The organism is Lentisphaera araneosa HTCC2155, assembly GCF_000170755.1.
Lineage (GTDB): Bacteria > Verrucomicrobiota > Lentisphaeria > Lentisphaerales > Lentisphaeraceae > Lentisphaera > Lentisphaera araneosa.
Genome location: NZ_ABCK01000005.1, coordinates 106,727 through 123,163, shown reverse-complemented (window position 1 = coordinate 123,163; position 16,437 = coordinate 106,727). Strand labels below are relative to the sequence as shown.

The 16,437-nt window shown below is 38.9% G+C and carries 23 protein-coding genes; 6 read left to right on the top strand and 17 right to left on the bottom strand.

Annotation, left to right across the window (positions count from 1 at the left end):
• The first annotated feature begins 18 nt into the window (after window positions 1–18).
• Together LNTAR_RS06315 and LNTAR_RS06310 are read left to right on the top strand one after the other, a co-directional pair.
• The gene (locus tag LNTAR_RS06315) at window positions 19–924 is read left to right on the top strand and encodes a hypothetical protein (protein WP_007277830.1); all 906 of its coding nucleotides are present in this window, start codon (window positions 19–21) and stop codon (window positions 922–924) included.
• A complete protein-coding gene (locus LNTAR_RS06310; protein ID WP_007277829.1) occupies window positions 911–1,558 on the top strand; it encodes an MOSC domain-containing protein in 648 nt (215 codons plus the stop codon). Before LNTAR_RS06315 ends, LNTAR_RS06310 begins: the two co-directional genes overlap by 14 nt.
• A gap of 50 nt (window positions 1,559–1,608) precedes the next feature.
• Here the strand turns inward: LNTAR_RS06310 and LNTAR_RS06305 are convergent, their stop codons facing one another.
• On the bottom strand, window positions 1,609–1,956 hold the full coding sequence (locus LNTAR_RS06305) for an HPF/RaiA family ribosome-associated protein (protein WP_007277828.1): 348 nt from the start codon (window positions 1,954–1,956) through the stop codon (window positions 1,609–1,611).
• A gap of 464 nt (window positions 1,957–2,420) precedes the next feature.
• Between LNTAR_RS06305 and LNTAR_RS06300 the strand changes: the two genes are divergently transcribed.
• From LNTAR_RS06300 to LNTAR_RS06290, 3 genes are read left to right on the top strand one after another with little or no spacing between them, the layout of a single operon-like run.
• Complete coding sequence (locus tag LNTAR_RS06300) at window positions 2,421–3,191, top strand: metal ABC transporter solute-binding protein, Zn/Mn family (protein WP_040914367.1); 771 nt, start codon at window positions 2,421–2,423, stop codon at window positions 3,189–3,191.
• Window positions 3,178–3,951 (top strand): metal ABC transporter ATP-binding protein, encoded by a 774-nt coding sequence (locus LNTAR_RS06295; RefSeq protein ID WP_157473316.1) that lies wholly within the window; start codon window positions 3,178–3,180, stop codon window positions 3,949–3,951. The genes LNTAR_RS06300 and LNTAR_RS06295 overlap by 14 nt, the downstream gene beginning before the upstream one ends.
• A complete protein-coding gene (locus LNTAR_RS06290; protein ID WP_007277824.1) occupies window positions 3,948–4,799 on the top strand; it encodes a metal ABC transporter permease in 852 nt (283 codons plus the stop codon). Before LNTAR_RS06295 ends, LNTAR_RS06290 begins: the two co-directional genes overlap by 4 nt.
• A gap of 222 nt (window positions 4,800–5,021) precedes the next feature.
• On the opposite strand, the gene LNTAR_RS06285 is transcribed toward LNTAR_RS06290, so the two are convergent.
• A complete protein-coding gene (locus tag LNTAR_RS06285; RefSeq protein WP_007277823.1) occupies window positions 5,022–6,635 on the bottom strand; it encodes a DEAD/DEAH box helicase in 1,614 nt (537 codons plus the stop codon).
• A gap of 444 nt (window positions 6,636–7,079) precedes the next feature.
• Between LNTAR_RS06285 and LNTAR_RS06280 the strand changes: the two genes are divergently transcribed.
• On the top strand, window positions 7,080–7,391 hold the full coding sequence (locus tag LNTAR_RS06280; protein WP_007277822.1) for a hypothetical protein: 312 nt from the start codon (window positions 7,080–7,082) through the stop codon (window positions 7,389–7,391).
• Window positions 7,392–7,523: 132 nt separating this feature from the next.
• On the opposite strand, the gene LNTAR_RS06275 is transcribed toward LNTAR_RS06280, so the two are convergent.
• The 15 genes from LNTAR_RS06275 to LNTAR_RS06210 form a co-directional block, all read right to left on the bottom strand.
• Window positions 7,524–7,841: a hypothetical protein gene (locus LNTAR_RS06275; RefSeq protein WP_007277821.1), complete on the bottom strand. Its 318-nt coding sequence runs from the start codon at window positions 7,839–7,841 to the stop codon at window positions 7,524–7,526.
• Between the two features lie 8 nt (window positions 7,842–7,849).
• Window positions 7,850–8,272: a GFA family protein gene (locus tag LNTAR_RS06270; RefSeq protein ID WP_007277820.1), complete on the bottom strand. Its 423-nt coding sequence runs from the start codon at window positions 8,270–8,272 to the stop codon at window positions 7,850–7,852.
• Window positions 8,273–8,365: 93 nt separating this feature from the next.
• Complete coding sequence (locus LNTAR_RS06265; protein WP_007277819.1) at window positions 8,366–9,358, bottom strand: IS30 family transposase; 993 nt, start codon at window positions 9,356–9,358, stop codon at window positions 8,366–8,368.
• Window positions 9,359–9,437: 79 nt separating this feature from the next.
• The gene (locus LNTAR_RS06260; protein WP_007277818.1) at window positions 9,438–9,878 is read right to left on the bottom strand and encodes a hypothetical protein; all 441 of its coding nucleotides are present in this window, start codon (window positions 9,876–9,878) and stop codon (window positions 9,438–9,440) included.
• Between the two features lie 49 nt (window positions 9,879–9,927).
• The gene (locus tag LNTAR_RS06255) at window positions 9,928–10,134 is read right to left on the bottom strand and encodes a hypothetical protein (RefSeq protein WP_007277817.1); all 207 of its coding nucleotides are present in this window, start codon (window positions 10,132–10,134) and stop codon (window positions 9,928–9,930) included.
• 23 nt (window positions 10,135–10,157) lie between these two features.
• Entirely contained in the window at window positions 10,158–10,601 is a 444-nt protein-coding gene (locus LNTAR_RS06250) for a hypothetical protein (RefSeq protein WP_162026359.1), read from the bottom strand.
• Between the two features lie 80 nt (window positions 10,602–10,681).
• A complete protein-coding gene (locus LNTAR_RS27110) occupies window positions 10,682–11,089 on the bottom strand; it encodes a hypothetical protein (RefSeq protein WP_007277815.1) in 408 nt (135 codons plus the stop codon).
• Between the two features lie 341 nt (window positions 11,090–11,430).
• A complete protein-coding gene (locus LNTAR_RS06240; protein WP_007277814.1) occupies window positions 11,431–11,928 on the bottom strand; it encodes a type II secretion system protein in 498 nt (165 codons plus the stop codon).
• Window positions 11,929–11,969: 41 nt separating this feature from the next.
• Window positions 11,970–12,425 carry a TPM domain-containing protein gene (locus LNTAR_RS06235; protein ID WP_007277813.1) on the bottom strand — a complete coding sequence of 152 codons (456 nt, stop codon included), beginning with the start codon at window positions 12,423–12,425 and terminating at the stop codon, window positions 11,970–11,972.
• A gap of 5 nt (window positions 12,426–12,430) precedes the next feature.
• On the bottom strand, window positions 12,431–12,625 hold the full coding sequence (locus LNTAR_RS06230) for a YwbE family protein (protein ID WP_007277812.1): 195 nt from the start codon (window positions 12,623–12,625) through the stop codon (window positions 12,431–12,433).
• Window positions 12,626–12,781: 156 nt separating this feature from the next.
• Window positions 12,782–13,096: a hypothetical protein gene (locus LNTAR_RS06225; RefSeq protein WP_007277811.1), complete on the bottom strand. Its 315-nt coding sequence runs from the start codon at window positions 13,094–13,096 to the stop codon at window positions 12,782–12,784.
• Window positions 13,097–13,128: 32 nt separating this feature from the next.
• Window positions 13,129–13,458, bottom strand: coding sequence for a hypothetical protein (locus tag LNTAR_RS06220; RefSeq protein WP_007277810.1), 330 nt, complete (start codon window positions 13,456–13,458; stop codon window positions 13,129–13,131).
• A gap of 7 nt (window positions 13,459–13,465) precedes the next feature.
• On the bottom strand, window positions 13,466–13,588 hold the full coding sequence (locus LNTAR_RS28190; RefSeq protein WP_007277809.1) for a hypothetical protein: 123 nt from the start codon (window positions 13,586–13,588) through the stop codon (window positions 13,466–13,468).
• A 21-nt stretch (window positions 13,589–13,609) separates the two neighbouring features.
• Window positions 13,610–13,801 carry a hypothetical protein gene (locus tag LNTAR_RS27695; protein WP_202944936.1) on the bottom strand — a complete coding sequence of 64 codons (192 nt, stop codon included), beginning with the start codon at window positions 13,799–13,801 and terminating at the stop codon, window positions 13,610–13,612.
• A 337-nt stretch (window positions 13,802–14,138) separates the two neighbouring features.
• Window positions 14,139–15,779 (bottom strand): diphosphate--fructose-6-phosphate 1-phosphotransferase, encoded by a 1,641-nt coding sequence (locus tag LNTAR_RS06210; protein WP_007277807.1) that lies wholly within the window; start codon window positions 15,777–15,779, stop codon window positions 14,139–14,141.
• Window positions 15,780–16,437: the final 658 nt, after the last annotated feature.

Below are 16,437 nucleotides of genomic sequence, written 5' to 3'. Positions count from 1 at the left end.
TCAAGGCATTGTTTTGACATGAATATAAATATCGTGAATTTTATAGAACAAATGGACTTTTATTTGTTTTGGATTGGTTCTCAAGATTCGGATATCAAAAAGTTTGAATATTATATAGAAGTTCTAAAATTCTTACATTTTATGAAAGTTGAGGCTAAATCCACCTTAGAACTTATTTCGGTGATTGGGAAAGAACAAATAGTTATGGATTATATATCAAGATTAGTAGACACGTGCATGAATCAAGATTTAGTTCGTATGGATTTAGTCGGATTATCTATGCATACTCAAGAAAGTTTGATAAATCTTGCCCGGCAAGAATTTTCTATTTTGTCACGAACTTATAGGGATATAAATAAAGGAGAAAAGTCAGAACTGTACTCTGATTTTGAAGAATTAGACTACATGTTTCATCCTATTCTCCAGCCATACTTTTATCATCCAAATCGTACGACTAATCAAACGGCGACTTACTTTAAAGAGTTCATTACAACCTTTGAAAATAAATCAAGCTATGAAGAGTTTGTGGAGTCCACTAGCAAGATGAATCAAAGAGCATTTGAATTAATGGCTGAAAAAACCTTTCGAAATAAAATTGGAGCTAGCTTACATCAATTATTTATATCAAATATAGATTATCCATACAGTAAGATTTATTTATCTCATGCGCGTTTTGAAATGCTCAAAATAAAAAAAGCTTTGAAGCTGTATTCTTTCAAATATGGTGAATACCCAAAAGAATTATCTTCGCTTGTCCCTGAGTTTATGAATGAGGTCCCCCAAAATATTATTAATGGAGGGTCGTTTTATTATTCTTTAGAAGATCAATTAATTTCATGTGATGAAAAAGGTGTTATTTTAAATGCCAGAAATCGAGTCAATATTTATTTAAGTGAAGAAGCACGAAAAAATGACCAAAATTAAAAGTCTTCAAGTAAGCGAAATTAGAACCATTGCTGATACGGGTAGTGGTGAATGGTGGGATAAAGAATGGGCGACAGGCTTTTTTAAAGTTCCAGTGAAGGGGCCAGTTCATTTAGCCTATGAGGGCTTTTTAAATGATGATCAAGCGGATCGACGCAATCATGGTGGTAGTGATAAAGCCGTCTGTGTTTATAGTGAGGATTATCGCGATTTTTGGAAACCACAGCTAGGTGATTTTGAATGCGGTGCTTTTGGAGAAAACCTCACCTTATCGGACTGTACAGAAGCAGATGTCAATGTGGGAGATATCTATAAAATAGGTGAGGAAGTCTTGGTGCAAGTCTCGCAACCTCGTCAACCTTGCTGGAAGTTGGCGCGTCGTTGGAAAATCAAAGATCGTACCAAACAAGTGGAAGTCAGTGGAAAGACGGGTTTTTATTTTCGTGTCTTGAAGAGCGGAAAGATTCAATTTGGTCAAGAACTCGAGCTCGTGGAGCGCGGAAAGTTTTCAGTGGCGTACTGTAATGAAATTCTTTATCGCGATAAAAACAATTTTGCAGCTTTAGAGAAACTGGCTCATTATTCTGCGCTTTCCGCAAGTTGGAAAGATACTTTTGTATCACGTTTGAAATAAAAAATGCTCGACGTATAGCCGAGCACTATTTAGTTTATGAGTCTATGTCTTTACGAGGCGCGTTGTTTTTTATTGATTTGCCAAAGTTCGAGATCCCCAATGTGCTTGGCGCGGTGATTCTTAACTTTCGTTCGCCTTTTATCGAGTTGATTTCGCATTTTTTTAAAAGCTAGGTAGAAGGACTTGAGTAGATCATCGGTTTCAGCTTCGGATTTACAATTGAGGTGCTTGCCTCGGATGATAATCTCCACGTGAATATTGTGATGAATGTTATTTAAAATAACTTCAGCGGTAGTGAGTTTACTCGCACAAGTATCGAACTTTTTCATTTCTTCGACGATCTGTGTTTTTACATCTTTTTGCACTTTGAAATGACGGCTTGCTACAATGATTTCCATGATACAACTCCTGTTTTTAACATGGTGCTCAAAAGGCCGGAATGGCCATGTATTAAGATGAGGGGAGAGTTGATAAAAAGCAATAGCAAAATTACGAAAATTATATAAAATTTACATTAATTACAATTATGTAACATCAGAACTCTGTGGGCGTCTACCATTTGTAGTTAGAATCTTCTATTTGAAACCTCGAGCTAAATCGCCTATAATAAATAGAAAGGCTAAAATCTGTATGGTTAATAAGGTAGCGAACATTTTTTCCTCTTTTGTAGTATTTGACACCCTTGTGTATAGTGGATACGAAGCCAAATTTGACAAACTGTCGCCAAATATGGTAAAAATGCAATAAATTATAAAATTGATTTCTGAACTCAAGCTTATTCTTGCTTAATATAAATTATAATTATTGCTTTTTATTCAGAGACATTTAATTTACTGATAATAAATTATCAGTAAGGAAAAAGATGAAATATTTTTTATGTACGCTTATGGTTCTAAGTATGGGGCTCCTAAGTGCCAAAGAAGTTCAGGTGCAAGTATCTATCCCTCCATTAAAGGGCTTAGTGAAAAGCATTGGTGGAAAATGGGTTAATGTTAATAGTGTAATGGGTGAACTTGTTGATCCTCATGTTTTTAGTTTGAGCCCAGGTCAAATGAGTCAAGTTAAAAAAGCTGACTTATTGATGGTGGTGGGGACAATGGACTTTGAGAAAAAACTTCTCAAGTTTAGAACAGATACGGTGAATTTAGGTGCAAGTTTTGAACAAGAAAATGAGCATTTGTGGCTTCATACAAAATTTTTGAAAGTTGCGGCAAAAGCAGTGGCCGAAAATATTATCAAAAAAAATAATGCAGCCAAAGCAGATGTGGAAAAAAACTTAGAGGCCTATCTCAAGTCTGTTGAGGCATGTGAAAAGTTTATTAAAGAGAAAAGAGCAGAAATTACTCAGCCAATGTTTTATTCTTACCATGGAGTCTTTTACTATCTTGCAAAAGAGCATAACTTGAATGAGGTTTATATACAAGTAAACGAAAAGGCACCAACTCCTAGACAGTTGTTAACGATTATCAATAAGGCAAAAAAAGACAAAGTGAAAGTTATTTTTATGCAAGCGCAGTTTAATGACCGTCCAGCCAAGATGATTTCCTCGCGAACTGGTGCAAAAATTGTCAAAATTAATCCCTTACAAGAAGACATAGTAGATTTGCTTAAGGTGGCTGTTGAAGCCTTATAGAATGCATTCATGTCACGACCATAATCACGAAAATCATCAGCATCATTGTCACGACCTTGAGGGGCCGGTCATTGAGATCAAAGATATGTTTTTTTCTTATGGTGAAAAAAACATCCTTCAAGATCTTAGTTTAGAAGTTAAGCACGGAGAGAATATTTGTGTTATTGGCCCCAATGGGGGAGGCAAAACAACTCTACTCAAATTGCTACTTGGCTTTTTACGCCCGGCTTCTGGTAGTGTAAAGATTTTTGGAACGGCAGCGCACCATACTTGTGATCAAATTGGTTATGTACCTCAGCATGTAAAACTCAATAACAACTTTCCAATTACTGTGAAAGAGGTGGTGCTGATGGGGTGTCACTTACATTCAATCTTTAGCCGTCACAAAAAAGCCTGCCATGATCAGGCGCAGGAAGCTATGGATTTTATGCGTATTGGAGACTTAGGTAAGCAGCAGTTTAATAGTTTGTCTGGTGGGCAACGCCAGCGCGTGCTCATTGCTCGTGCGATTGCTTCACACCCCGCGTTATTGCTCCTAGATGAACCTACGGCAAATGTGGACCCGGGCTCGGCAGAAGATTTTCGCGAACTCATCAGCAAGCTCAAGGGGCAAGCCACCGTATTGACAGTTTCTCACGATATCTCTTTTATTACTGGTGATATCGACCGCGCTTTCGTTGTGAACCGCAGTTTACAAGATTTATCACCCCAAGAAATCCATGCCGATAAATTGATGAACTACTATAGAGGTGGCAAATGATCGAACTCTTTAAAGAATTGCTCCCTGGAGGTTTTCTCTTCTGGCCCTTTTTAGCGGGACTTGTGGGGAGTTTGTCCTTTGGGGTAGTGGGTTCATATGTCTACGTTCGTAAATTGTCCTACGTTGCCACAGCCATTGGCCATAGCGCAATAGCTGGCATTGGCTTGACCTATTTCATACAGGAAAAGACTGGCCTCTTGATGCACCCTTTTGTTGGAGGGGCATTTTTCACTGTTTTAATGGCTTTGTTTATAGGCTTTTGCACGCTTCGCAATGAAGAGAAAGGCGATTCGGTTATTTCATCGACGATGGTGGTGAGTATGGCCTTGGGTTTAATTCTTATCCATATGGCAGAGAGTGTAAAAACGCTCTCGACCACGGCGATTTTTTTTGGTGATATAATGTTTGTGAGTAAAGAGGATGTGACGGTGATTTTGTGGGTAAATGCCGTGGTGCTGTTCTGCGGTGTCCTTTTTTACAATAAACTCAAGATGGTCTGTTTTGATGAAGAATACGCGCGTCTACGTGGTGTGAATTCAGCTTTTTATTATTATCTTTTACTCACCATTATCTCTCTATCAGTGATTGCGATGACCATTATTGTGGGCATTGTTTTAGTGATTGCACTGATGACTTTGCCTGCAGTGACGGCGGCGCTCTTAAGCAAGCGCTTATGGCATTGTATGGTCTGGGCTTCGCTGATTTGCTTGTTATCGGTGACGCTCGGCTTTGTTTGTAGTATTTCCTGGGATATTCCAACAGGGCCGTGCATTGTTTTGATTTCATCGGCTCTTTATATCTTTGTGCACTTGCTCACGAGTTTGCTCCGCAAGAAAGAAATAAGTTAAGTGTTGCCGCACAGCTAATTGGAGGCTTGAAGCCTTAATAGAGTGGGCAAGAGCCTCTCCTTTATGATGTGCCTTATGGCCATATAATATCATTGCTTTGTGTTCTTAGTCTTCGTCGCTCGATAAGATCAAGATAATTATAGAAGTTACTGAATTCGACTAAATACAAAAAAACCTGAATGAACAAGTCATTCAGCCTTTTGATTTGATGGGGTCGGGGAATTAGTCGCGGTCGTAACGAACGATCGGGCTCATGCCTTTACGGTTACAAGAGCGAATAATGCGCTCGGCATCATTGGCATTAGTCGTGAATAAAGAGAACTTATCAAAAACTTTGAGATTGTCGATTCCACGTGGTGCTACTTTACTTTTACCACTAATAAAGCTGATAACTTTCTTAGGCATCATGCCATCGCGTTTGCCCTTGGCAAAGAAAAGTGATTTACTATCACCTGAAGCAGTGTTGCCTTTAAAGTTACGTGAGTCACGCGACTTTTTCTTAGCAGCAGAACAGTTAATGTCAGGGTAGTTACTCGCGTCGAGCTTAGTACCAAAGATCTTCGAGAGAAGAGCCGTGATGATATCAACAGGAGAGTTATCTTCTAAGAGTTGAGCCGCCACTTCTTTAATGGGTGCAAGTTCTTCGAGTTCCGCATTGTTCTCTTGGAAGTGAGCGAGTTCTTTGCTGAGCTTTTGGATTCTGAGTTTAATCATTTCTTCGCCGAAAGGAAGTTTGCGACGCTCAGTTTTAGCACCAGTTTTCTTTTCGATGAAGCTCATTTTACTACGCTCTTTAGGCGTGATCAAAGTGATAGCGGTACCTGTCTTACCAGCACGACCTGTACGACCAATTCTGTGAACGTAAGATTCGAATTGCTCAGGAAGAGAGAAGTTTACAATGTGAGAAAGATCAGTTACGTCGATACCACGAGCTGCAACGTCAGTTGCAATGAGTAAAGAGATGTTGCGGTTACGGAAACGCTTAAGAAGGCGTTCACGGCTTTCCTGAGCTACGTCACCGTGGATGTAGTCAGCAGCGTAACCTTCGTTTGCGAGACCCGCAGAAACTTTTTCTACTTCAACTTTAGTACGGCAGAAAATGATACCGTAGAAATCTTTTTCGAGATCCATGATACGACAAAGTGCAGCGAATTTATTCTCTGGGTAAGCTTCGTAAACAACTTGATCAATAGTTTCCATTGTCATTGTTTCGGATTTAGCTTTAATCGTGATGCTGTTGTGCATGTAGGACTCAGCAATCTTTTTGAGTCTTGGAGGCATAGTCGCAGAGAACATGAGAACTGTGCGGTCATCTGGTGAAGCTTTGAGAACTTTTTCAACGTCTTCGACAAAACCCATGTTGAGCATTTCGTCAGCTTCGTCAAGTACTAGGTACTCGAGACTATCGAGCTCAAGTTTACCGTCTTCAATAAAGTGAATACAGCGACCAGGAGTAGCGACAACTAAATCAACACCTTTCTTAAGGGCACGTTTTTGATCCATGATCGGAGCGCCACCGTAAAGTGTAACAGTTGTAATACCGCGACCTTTACAAAAACTTTTAATTTCTTCGTTAACCTGAATCGCGAGTTCGCGAGTTGGGCAAAGGATAAGCGCTTGTGGCTTTTTGAGTCCGGGTTCAATTTTTTGTACGATAGGAAGACCAAATGCAGCAGTTTTACCTGTACCAGTTTGGGCTTGGCCAATAATGTCGTGATCCTGAGAGAGTAAAACGGGAATCGCTTGCTCTTGAATAGGGGATGGCTCTTTGAAACCTTTAGCTTCAAGACATTGAGTAATCCAGGGCTCGAGGCCCAGGGCGGTGAATTTATCCATAATAGATACCTTTAGTGTAAAGGCTCACCGACAAAAAAATCAAATAAGTCAGAAGTGCTTATTTATCATCTCATAAAAACCTTACGCCGGTCGATGCCGGGCTCTTATCGGTATGCCTCAGTTTTTTGATTTTGCGTTCTCCTATTACTGCATGAAATAAAATTAACAAATGGTTAACTGATCTAATTTACGTATTTCGTGCTTTTTAGGGGGCTTATGGTTGTTTTGGAGGATATGGGGGGAGCTTTTTATGTAGCCTTAAAATCTTATTAGACGAAAGTGTTTAAATGAAAGAGGGTGTTGTTGAGCTTTGAAAAAACGAGAAATACCAAAAAAAAGATAAAAAACTCTTTTTTCGTGAAAGCTTTTCAATTATGCTTAAGATTAAGTAAGTAAGAGCTAGTTAAAATGACTAGGATTTGAAAGAACTAAAAGGGTGATGACATGAAAAAATTATTGATGATATTGATTTTAACTTTAAGTAGCATGCTGATGGCAGAAGGTAAAAAAGGAAATGCCGGAGATGATTTCCGTAAAGCTGGCGTAGAATATGAGGTGAAAGCGAAGAAAAGCCTTGAGAAGGGGGAAGCCGAACGTTCAAAGATTTATTTTCGCTTAGCGGCCATCAAAAAAAATGCGGCTAAATTAGCTGACGAAGGCAAATGGGATGACATTTCTTGGGATGAGTACTATGAACTCAAAAACAAGCTTCATAAAACTAAATCAGATGGCCATAAAAAGAAATATAATAAATAACACTCTGCTCACAGACGAGACACCAATAGTTGTTTAACAAAAAGCGCCTCGCATTTGCGAGGCGCTTTTTTTAAACACATGGCTCTATATATAATATCGTTATTTAAGTTGAGTTACCTTAATACAATACTTTCATTTAGTAGTGGAAGCTTTCATAGCGTATTTGTAGAGCACTCTTGGGATGACATAGAATGCCAATAAAAGGTGAAGACAAAAAAGAATATTGTTTACGATTTCTTTTGAAAGACCAAGTAGAGTTGCTAGAGGATTATTAAGACCAAGAAAACAGAATGAATAGGAAATGCCAGAGGCAACAATTCCAGCCATGAGACACATAAGGATTGATAAAGCTTTATCGAATAACGTGACTTTGTATTCGTCTTGCACAAAATCATCCTGTAGTGTTTCGGGAGGTTTAAATGGATCCTGGCCTTTCAATTTATATTTCAACCCTAAGCTTACTCTTCACTAAACATGGCAAAGACTTCAGCACCAGTCATTTTGTGAGTCTCGTTTTTGAAGGAGTAATAATCCGGCTTTGAATCAATGAAAATTTCGTGGTCAAAATTGAGTTCCATTTGATTATCAAAGAGACCTATGGGCACGATAAACTGATCGTTTTTCTTTAGGTGATAGAAAAGGTGAGTGCTGCATTCTGAGCAAAAACCGCGCTCCGCCCATTCGGAAGAATTAAAAATTTTGATATTTTCCGTGCCGTCGAATTTTACGGAATCCTTGCAGTCCACTCCTAAGTAGGGTGCGCCGGCCCATTTTCTGCACATCTCGCAATGACAGGCGCCCACATCATTACTCATTGATTTTGCGTGAATTTTAACCGCACCACAAAGACATTGGCCAGTGTTTTCAATACTCTTACTCATGTAAGCTCCTAATTATGTTTTATTAAGAATATTTCCATTTCCAGTAAAGATTACTGATAAATTCTTTAAGTGAAAATTTAGACTCGCTTGAATTCAACTCATAAGTGCAACACCCTTTGTTTTTGTTAAATCAATTCCAGTTAATTTCTGAAATACTTCATAAGGTGTTTTAAATTTTAAGCATTTTCTAGGCCTATTATTAAGCTTGTCGACAGCAATTTCAACTTCTGAAACATTAACTTTATCAAGAGTCATGTACTTGGGAAAGTATTGACGTAGTAAGCCATTTGCATTTTCGTTCTGTCCTCGCTCCCATGAATGATATGGTTTTGCAAAATAGCTTTTACATTCCAACTTTTCAGAAATACTCTCATGTTTAGCAAACTCCTTCCCGTTATCAAAGGTGAGAGTGTGAACTTGTTCTTTAATAGGTGTCAACAAATTAATGATGGCTTCACTAACTAAGGAAGCCTTTTTCTGAGAAACAGGCAGTGCTAACCGTACTTTTGACTTACGATCATCCATTGTTACTATTGCCCCTTTATGAGCTTTTCCGATGATTGTATCAAGCTCCCAGTCACCAACTCGTTCTCTTTTGTTTGCAGCTTCAGGTCGCTGATCTATATCAATCCTGTTGGGAATGCCATTTCTACTGTGTTGATTACCATAACGTTTACGGTAAGGCTTACCTTGATGTCGAAGCAACTTATATAGTTCACCACCCGATTTTTTGTCTTTGAGAATATATTGGTAAACTGTTTCATGATGAAGTGATATTGACATATCATCTTTTAATCGCCCAACGATTTGTTCTGGACTCCAATCCTTCGTAAGATGTTCATCGATATAAATTTTAACCTCAACTGTTAATTTGATGGATTTTGGCTTTTCTTTTAGTCGCTTTTGAGCTAATTCATTAGCCTGCCTGTTACGATAACCACGTTTACCTGTGTTACGTTTAAGTTCCCGTGAGAGAGTACTCACGTGACGACATAGCTTTTTTGCTATTTTATTGATGGATGTACCTGCCTTTTGTTCCAACTCAAGGTAATGTCTTTCTTCAAGACTCAGATGTTTATAGGACATATTTCTTGTCTCCTCTGTTTTTGGTTTGGTCACTAATACAGAGTACATTTGAGTCTTGTTTCACTCAATAGCTTCTGTACTAGCAACTAACAGAGGTGTTGCACTTACTACCCGAATTCAGCACTTTGTGTTCATATGTATAGGGATATTTAGTTCTATATTTAACTGCTTTCTTTAAAGCTCCCATGATTAACTTATGAGAATTTGGATCTTTTTTAGAGTCTATGTATGCAATAAATGTTACCAGGTGACTATTTAAGTTTAATTCTAAAGTTGCAATTGCTTGTGATATGTGTGGATCGTTTGAGTGTTGTGATGACCTTAGTAATTCTAGCACTCGGATAGCAGAAAAATTTTTGTTTGCATGCCCCATGTATTGTTGATTTATATCAAACTTTAATTGTAATTTTTCAGCTAAGTCCTCTATGAGTTTTTCGGCTTCTTTTTTAGAAATCATCTCCTCATAGGCATGTGTGTGCAGTGAACATATGGCAGTCAGAATGAGTAATAATAGTTTCATTTTTTATTCCTTTAGAACGCTTAAATTGAGCCTGCGTTTCTATTAATTATTATGTGATTCCACTTTTTAAAAAAGTGATCCCTACAGATAAAGTAACGAGAAAGAATACCCAGAAAAAGACTGGTTTGTCTGACTTTTTTACTAAAGTTTCTTTCCCAAAAAAAATAAATCTAAATTTGTTTTCTTTGATGATTATAATTCCTACAATTAAGAAAAATATTCCAAAAAGAATATGGATGATTTGCTCAGGGTTCATTATTATTGTTGCCTAAGCTATGATTAGGCGTTGTCGTTTTTATATTTCGTATATTTTTCGAGGAACTTTTTTTGCTTGTCTGTAATCGTTTGTTTATCCGATAAATCTTCATAATACGCTTCAATGAACTTTGTGTATTTAATCATTAAATCGGCAAGCTTCTGTTCATCAGTGGCGTTTTTGAGAACGCTAAGAATTATGAGGTTAGACATTAATCTTTCTTCTTCAATTGCGTGATTAACTTCTTCTAACCTTTTTTGGAGGGAACCATTGCCATATTTTATCAAAAAATCATTTAACTCTTGTTGGTTCATCCCTGATTCTTGTAATGATGCTTGATATTCGTGGTAATCACTGATTTTTTGAAATGTATGTCGAGCCTCTTCAGCTATTGGATCGATTTGAGTATATATGGAATAGTTCCACGCCAGAATACTCGTTGAAGTGATGAAGAGTAGGAGATTCAATATGCTTATTTTATTTTTCATTTAATGAATTTTTTGATTTTATTTATTTGCCAAAAGTATAATTAGCCTTGTTGATGATTTCATATACATCCCACCACTACATAGACTTGTGTCTTGTTATTGTTGGTGATGAGAGAATAAAACCAAGTGCCTTCATTGTTCTTATATTGCATGGCATCTGACCATTCTTTGTAGTTTGGTGAACCTTTGAGGACTGGGACTATTGAATGGGAAAGTTTTCCTTCATAATGCTCATCGAGTGTGACCTGAAGTTGTAATATAAGTTTATCAATCTTTTCAGGCGATGTCTCAAAATAATATGTATCAAAGTAATCAGCGATTCCACCACCACTAAAATGGTGATTAAGGTTTTTTAGGTCTTGGGGTAAATCAACTTTGGTCAATGACTTGAAGCGTTTGTGGGGAGTAGGGGGATTAGTGAATAAAGACCATAGAACAAAAATTAGGGGTAGAATAGAAGGACTCACAATCCAATGTGTTCTATATTTTTGCAGTTTTCTCCACTTATAGATCCCGTATATCAGCAAACTCCAGGGTAAAAAATAAATGCACCAGCCAATACTGTGAAATATTGTGTGAAACAAGCCATTTTGTAATCCTCGAATATGGTCACTCCATCGGGAAAACTGATCAATTATGAACGCAAAGTTAAATAAACATATTGAGATTGAGATTATAAGGGTAATCCCAAAATGTAATGGCGTGCGCTTTATGCTTTCAGTTTCATTCATATTTCATTTATGCCTAAGCACCTAAGTTACTCTATGATCGAGGGATCGAGAGTATTGACTATGGCACTTAGTTCGATTTACTTGTATGCTCGTTCTTTGTTTTCTAGTATCGGTTCAATATGTCCGTCGCCAAATAGGCCGTATGCTTTATTTGCAGGGATATGAACGTCCACATTACCTTTTTTCGTACTGTCATAGCCAATAAGTGAATCAGTGCTTTCCCATTTTCTTATCTCGAGTCCTTGAATAGCCTTGTCAATCGAATAAACATGGTCGCCATGTTTTCTTTTTGCTGGGCATGTAAGGATACTTGCATCTAATCCGAAGACTTTAGCTATATGACTATTTTGATCTAAATAAGAGAACTTAGTATTTGTTGGAAACACTGTTTCTGAACCATCTGAAAAATACATCTGCATTGCAATGCTAACTTTTTTCAAATTAATATTACACGGGTGTGGAGCTCTTCTATCGGAGTTTGTTGAGAGTGCAGGGATAGTAAAAATGCCAATCACACAAAAAATGGCAAGGATCACTAAGAGGTCGGTTTTAGTAAAGTGTTTCTTTAAGTGCATTTTATTGGTGCGGAATTTTTAAGCTGGGTTCAATTTAAGTGTTACTCTTTTTCAAATTCTTTTATTATTTGATCAATTGCTAATTCAGTTCCTTTATCGAACAACTTCTTTTGGAAATTAGGTTTTACTATTTTATCGAGTATGAATTTAGCTTCTTTATCAGTTAGCTTTTCGTCTAAATGGTCACCCACACTTATACGTGTTTTTCTATCATTCTTTGCAATGATAAATATGATGGTGTTGCCATCGAGTTTCTTTCTTTTCCATAGCTCATGTGAATATTTCACCTCGTCTTGCCCATTAAAACTTTTGATTACAAAGACAAGTATTTTTTTATTTTCTCCATGTTCAAAATCGCTTAATTTTGAATTTAAAGTTGATATTGCCGTCTTACTTAAAAATGGTGTTTCTGTGATGACATATTTTGAGAGCGGTGCTTTTGCTTGAGTTGACAAAGCAAAGAAAATTAACGTGATGATTAGTAGTGTATTTTTCATGATTTTTATTCTGAGATTTCTTTGACTCTTCCGACATCGCCGCTTTCTAGGCGAACTTTGATACCATGGGGATGAAAGGAGGAATTGGTCAATATATTTTGGACAATTCCTTCCGTGAGCGCCCCAGACCTTTGGTCTTTTTTAAGAACAATTCTCACTTCTAGACCAAATTTAATATTTGAACGATTTCGACCATCCATGTTGTTACCTTATTTTCTGTTTTTAAATTATATACTAACGCTTAGGTAGATGTTTTTGATGAATAAATTTGAGCCTATAAAAATGCTTATAATCAATGCGATAATGATTGTGACGATGGCGAATATTTTCATTGTTTTGAGTCTTCTATAGATTATTTATTCTTGCGAAGAATTTACTTCTTCGGCGTTTTGTTTGAGTTCGATTTTTTGCTGGATTTCGATGATTAATTTTTGCTTAGATTTTTCGTCTAAATCATTCGAGTTTTCTAATTCTTTCAAGCATTGATTTAACTCTTCAAGTGAGCCTTCATCCACAATTTGTTCCGCTTTCTTCATGAAGTAAGTGACCACAGCTAATAAGAAGATGAGCCCAGAAAAAAAGACGATATCGTAATAGATCGATACATTGCCCACCAAACTGCCGGCAATAATTGTTAGGACGAGGATGGAAGTTGATTTAAGTTTATTCATTTCTTACAATTTTACGTTCTTGGGATTTTTGATTAGTCGATTATGCTGGCAAGAATAGCATCCAAAGTGAGATCGACACCCTGGGTGCATAATTGATCGACAATCGTTTCAAGGCTTTGCCTATTTCCGAATATTCCAAATAATAACATAATGGACCCAAAAATATAAGCAGGAATTGAATGCTCATTTGTGACGGCATAAAGAATACTGACGCCACCAACGAGGTTAATGGCGACGCGCATCCAGGGATCAATAGTGGAAACCTTCGTTTTTAAGATTTGTTTTTTGGAAAGTTTGCCTCTTCTTCTTTCGAGCTTAGCTAAACGCCTCTTTATATTTCTTTCTACAATATTTTTCTTCATAGTCAGCTTAGGCTTCTTTAGCGATTTCTATTATGGTGTCGATGCTTTGTCGCAAGATTTCAATGAGTTCGGCATCCATGTACTGATAATTATCTTCGATATCCAAAACATATATCTTTTTGTAATTCATTAAATCTCTGAAGTCGGCTTTTTATTTGTTGCGGTGCTTGGATTCCATGACACAAATGAGCTCAGCCCATTTAATATCTGAGTGGGAAACAGTTCTCCTCGCTTTTCTGCTTGTTCCTGCAGAGCGAATTGCGAGCTCAGGATGATTGCGATAGATATGTTCTGTAGTGGGACTACGCCATTGATTCATGGAGCAAATAAAAAGTATATTCATCAGTGATTTCAGGTGAGGCGACTCATTAAGACAGGCTCCGCATCAAAAGTGGCCAAAGCACTTTTGTGGAATAAGGGGAAACTGAATTGTTTGAGTGACTCCTACCTCCAAGTAAATATCAATAATTTAATAGACTAGGACTTTGCGGACTTCGCAAAAGCTTAGGTGAAAAAAGCCTTGGGGACTTGGGTTATTTTATGGACTTTTGTCTTGCTAGTGAGTGTTCAGTGTAACTGGCCCGTATTTAAGAGGGAGTCAAACTTCTATAATGATTAGACCTTTACGCAAAAAAGCCCTTCTCGTTTGAGAAGGGCTTTAAGAGTTTTTGCTCTGGGACTTATCTTTGTTCGAGAGTCAAAGTAATGGTGGGTTGATCACAAACTTCTGTGGGGCCGAAGTACTGAATCGGACCTGGGAAGACGTAGTTTGAATGAAGTGCCCATTCATCGCGATTAGCGACGAGTTCTTTGAAGGGAGCGCCATCGAGTTCGACGAGTGCTTTTTTGATCACGGGCTTATCGGCACCATGACGGCGTTCAACATTCATCATAGAAGTCAATGGAATACCCCCAGCAACCCATTCAGAAGCGGGTGATTTAAGATTTTTAACTGAGGCTAAGCAAGCAGTTTTACCGGCGCCAATGAGTGCGGCTGCGGTATAACCAAGGCTATAGCAGTAATCGGCATCAAAGTTCGATGGCGCAGCGCAACGACCTTCGTAACCAAAGAAGTGATGTTGCTCAGAGAAGTGGATATCCGCGTGATTCTCTTCCATATACATTTCTACCATGCTCGCAATGAGTTTCTCGGTTTCAATACGAGAAACTTGCACGTTGCCATGAGGGTCACGATCCATCACCAGTTGCTGACGGATATTTGCTGGCATGGAGAGGTAAACACTTGCGGATTCAGCACTGAGGCCGTGGCTTTGGAGTTGATCTACATCAGCAGCGATAGGGAGAGAGTCGGAGAGGCTTGCGTCATGTGCAAGTAGGTCATTGAGCTCAGCAATGAGAACTTTCATTTGGGGGATGAATTCAATGACGCCTTCGGGGATAACGACAATACCAAAATGCTCGCCTTTCGCTGCGCGCTTGACGGCTTTATCTGCGATATCTGCAACAATGCCACCAAGTGTCATGGCTTTAGCTTCCACTTCTTCGGAAACGAGCGTGACGTTGGCGCGGGTTTGAAGTCCGCATTCAAGGGCAATGTGGGAAGCAGAACGCCCCATGACTTTGATGAAGTGCCAGTATTTGCGAGCTGAGCAAGCATCACGCGAGATATTACCAATGAGTTCACTGTAAACTTTGCAGGCTGTGTCAAAACCAAATGAAGCTTCGATGTCTTCGTTTTTAAGGTCGCCATCAATCGTTTTAGGTGCGCCAATGACGAGGATGCCAGAGTTTTGTGCTTTGCAGTACTCAGCTAAAACGCAACCGTTGGTATTGGAATCGTCACCACCAATGATGACGAGAGCGCCAATATTCAGTGCTTTACAGTTGGTAATAACTTGGTCGAACTGAGCCGTTTCTTCAAGTTTTGTACGACCGGAACCAATGATATCAAAACCGCCTGTGTTGCGGTAGGCATCCATGATTGCCGAGTCAATTTCCATATACTTATTATCAACTGCACCACCGGGGCCACCGAGAAATCCGTAGAGTTTTGAATCTGCATTCAAGGATATGATGCCATCGAAAATACCGGCAATCACATTGTGTCCGCCCGGAGCTTGTCCACCAGAGAGGATAACGGCAACATTGATGGCTGTAGTGGTCTTATTCATATTTGCTTCGAAATTGACTTTTGGTGCACCATAAGTTTCGGGGAACAGAGCTTGGATTTGATCGAGGTCAGCCGCTGCAGTGGTCGCATCACCTTCGATAATGTTGACGGCGGCGCCATTGGCAAAAACGGTGGGGAGCTTGGGTTGGTAAGCTGCACGGGCAGCCTGGAGTGCGGAAATCGCAGACATTGAAGTATCCTTAGTTTTAAGATATTTTTTTAAACGATCGGCCAATATAAAGTGAGGCATTTTAAGTACAAGATTTGTGACAGGGAAAGGTCGGAGCTTTCTTGCTTCATTTGATTAGTTTATTTGTGGGTAAGAGGGAGGAGGTTAATTCTTAATTTTGAATTCTTAATTATGAATGGGTAGTTTTGTCAGCAATTGCGGGCAAGCTGCCCGCGCTCCCAGGTGAATATTAAAAGTTGTAGGGCTTCGCTTAACAGCGGGTTGCGGCTGCCACCGCGGGCGGAAAGGGGGGAGTTAATTATGAATGCTTAATTTTAGATTTTGAATGGGAAGTTTTGTCAGCATAGGGTTAGGAGAGTTTCGCTTAACAGCGGGTTGCGGCTGCCACCGCGGGCGGAAAGGTGGGAGCTAATTATGAATGCTTAATTTTAGATTTTGAATGGGAAGATTTGTCCGCAGTTGCGGGCAAGATGCCCGCGCTCGTGCGCCTGAGAGCGCACACAATCAGTGAGGTGAAAGTCCTCATCAACAAAGGCTGATTATGTTGTAGTCGAACCTAACTGCGTTGTCGTGAGGCGGGGTGGAGAGCAAGGCAAGGCGAAGCAGCAGTCCGTAGGATGACGAACTCGATTCGGCTTTATAGTACTAGCGAGCCTGC

Bases quoted from the DNA above. Each gene is read 5' to 3' on its own strand.
- LNTAR_RS06315 (WP_007277830.1), top strand. From the start codon at position 19: ATGAATATAAATATCGTGAATTTTATAGAACAAATGGACTTTTATTTG.
- LNTAR_RS06310 (WP_007277829.1), top strand. From the start codon at position 911: ATGACCAAAATTAAAAGTCTTCAAGTAAGCGAAATTAGAACCATTGCT.
- LNTAR_RS06305 (WP_007277828.1), bottom strand. From the start codon at position 1,956: ATGGAAATCATTGTAGCAAGCCGTCATTTCAAAGTGCAAAAAGATGTA.
- LNTAR_RS06300 (WP_040914367.1), top strand. From the start codon at position 2,421: ATGAAATATTTTTTATGTACGCTTATGGTTCTAAGTATGGGGCTCCTA.
- LNTAR_RS06290 (WP_007277824.1), top strand. From the start codon at position 3,948: ATGATCGAACTCTTTAAAGAATTGCTCCCTGGAGGTTTTCTCTTCTGG.
- LNTAR_RS06285 (WP_007277823.1), bottom strand. From the start codon at position 6,635: ATGGATAAATTCACCGCCCTGGGCCTCGAGCCCTGGATTACTCAATGT.
- LNTAR_RS06280 (WP_007277822.1), top strand. From the start codon at position 7,080: ATGAAAAAATTATTGATGATATTGATTTTAACTTTAAGTAGCATGCTG.
- LNTAR_RS06270 (WP_007277820.1), bottom strand. From the start codon at position 8,272: ATGAGTAAGAGTATTGAAAACACTGGCCAATGTCTTTGTGGTGCGGTT.
- LNTAR_RS06265 (WP_007277819.1), bottom strand. From the start codon at position 9,358: ATGTCCTATAAACATCTGAGTCTTGAAGAAAGACATTACCTTGAGTTG.
- LNTAR_RS06260 (WP_007277818.1), bottom strand. From the start codon at position 9,878: ATGAAACTATTATTACTCATTCTGACTGCCATATGTTCACTGCACACA.
- LNTAR_RS06255 (WP_007277817.1), bottom strand. From the start codon at position 10,134: ATGAACCCTGAGCAAATCATCCATATTCTTTTTGGAATATTTTTCTTA.
- LNTAR_RS06240 (WP_007277814.1), bottom strand. From the start codon at position 11,928: ATGCACTTAAAGAAACACTTTACTAAAACCGACCTCTTAGTGATCCTT.
- LNTAR_RS06235 (WP_007277813.1), bottom strand. From the start codon at position 12,425: ATGAAAAATACACTACTAATCATCACGTTAATTTTCTTTGCTTTGTCA.
- LNTAR_RS06230 (WP_007277812.1), bottom strand. From the start codon at position 12,625: ATGGATGGTCGAAATCGTTCAAATATTAAATTTGGTCTAGAAGTGAGA.
- LNTAR_RS06225 (WP_007277811.1), bottom strand. From the start codon at position 13,096: ATGAATAAACTTAAATCAACTTCCATCCTCGTCCTAACAATTATTGCC.
- LNTAR_RS06220 (WP_007277810.1), bottom strand. From the start codon at position 13,458: ATGAAGAAAAATATTGTAGAAAGAAATATAAAGAGGCGTTTAGCTAAG.
- LNTAR_RS28190 (WP_007277809.1), bottom strand. From the start codon at position 13,588: ATGAATTACAAAAAGATATATGTTTTGGATATCGAAGATAATTATCAG.
- LNTAR_RS27695 (WP_202944936.1), bottom strand. From the start codon at position 13,801: ATGAATATACTTTTTATTTGCTCCATGAATCAATGGCGTAGTCCCACT.
- LNTAR_RS06210 (WP_007277807.1), bottom strand. From the start codon at position 15,779: ATGTCTGCGATTTCCGCACTCCAGGCTGCCCGTGCAGCTTACCAACCC.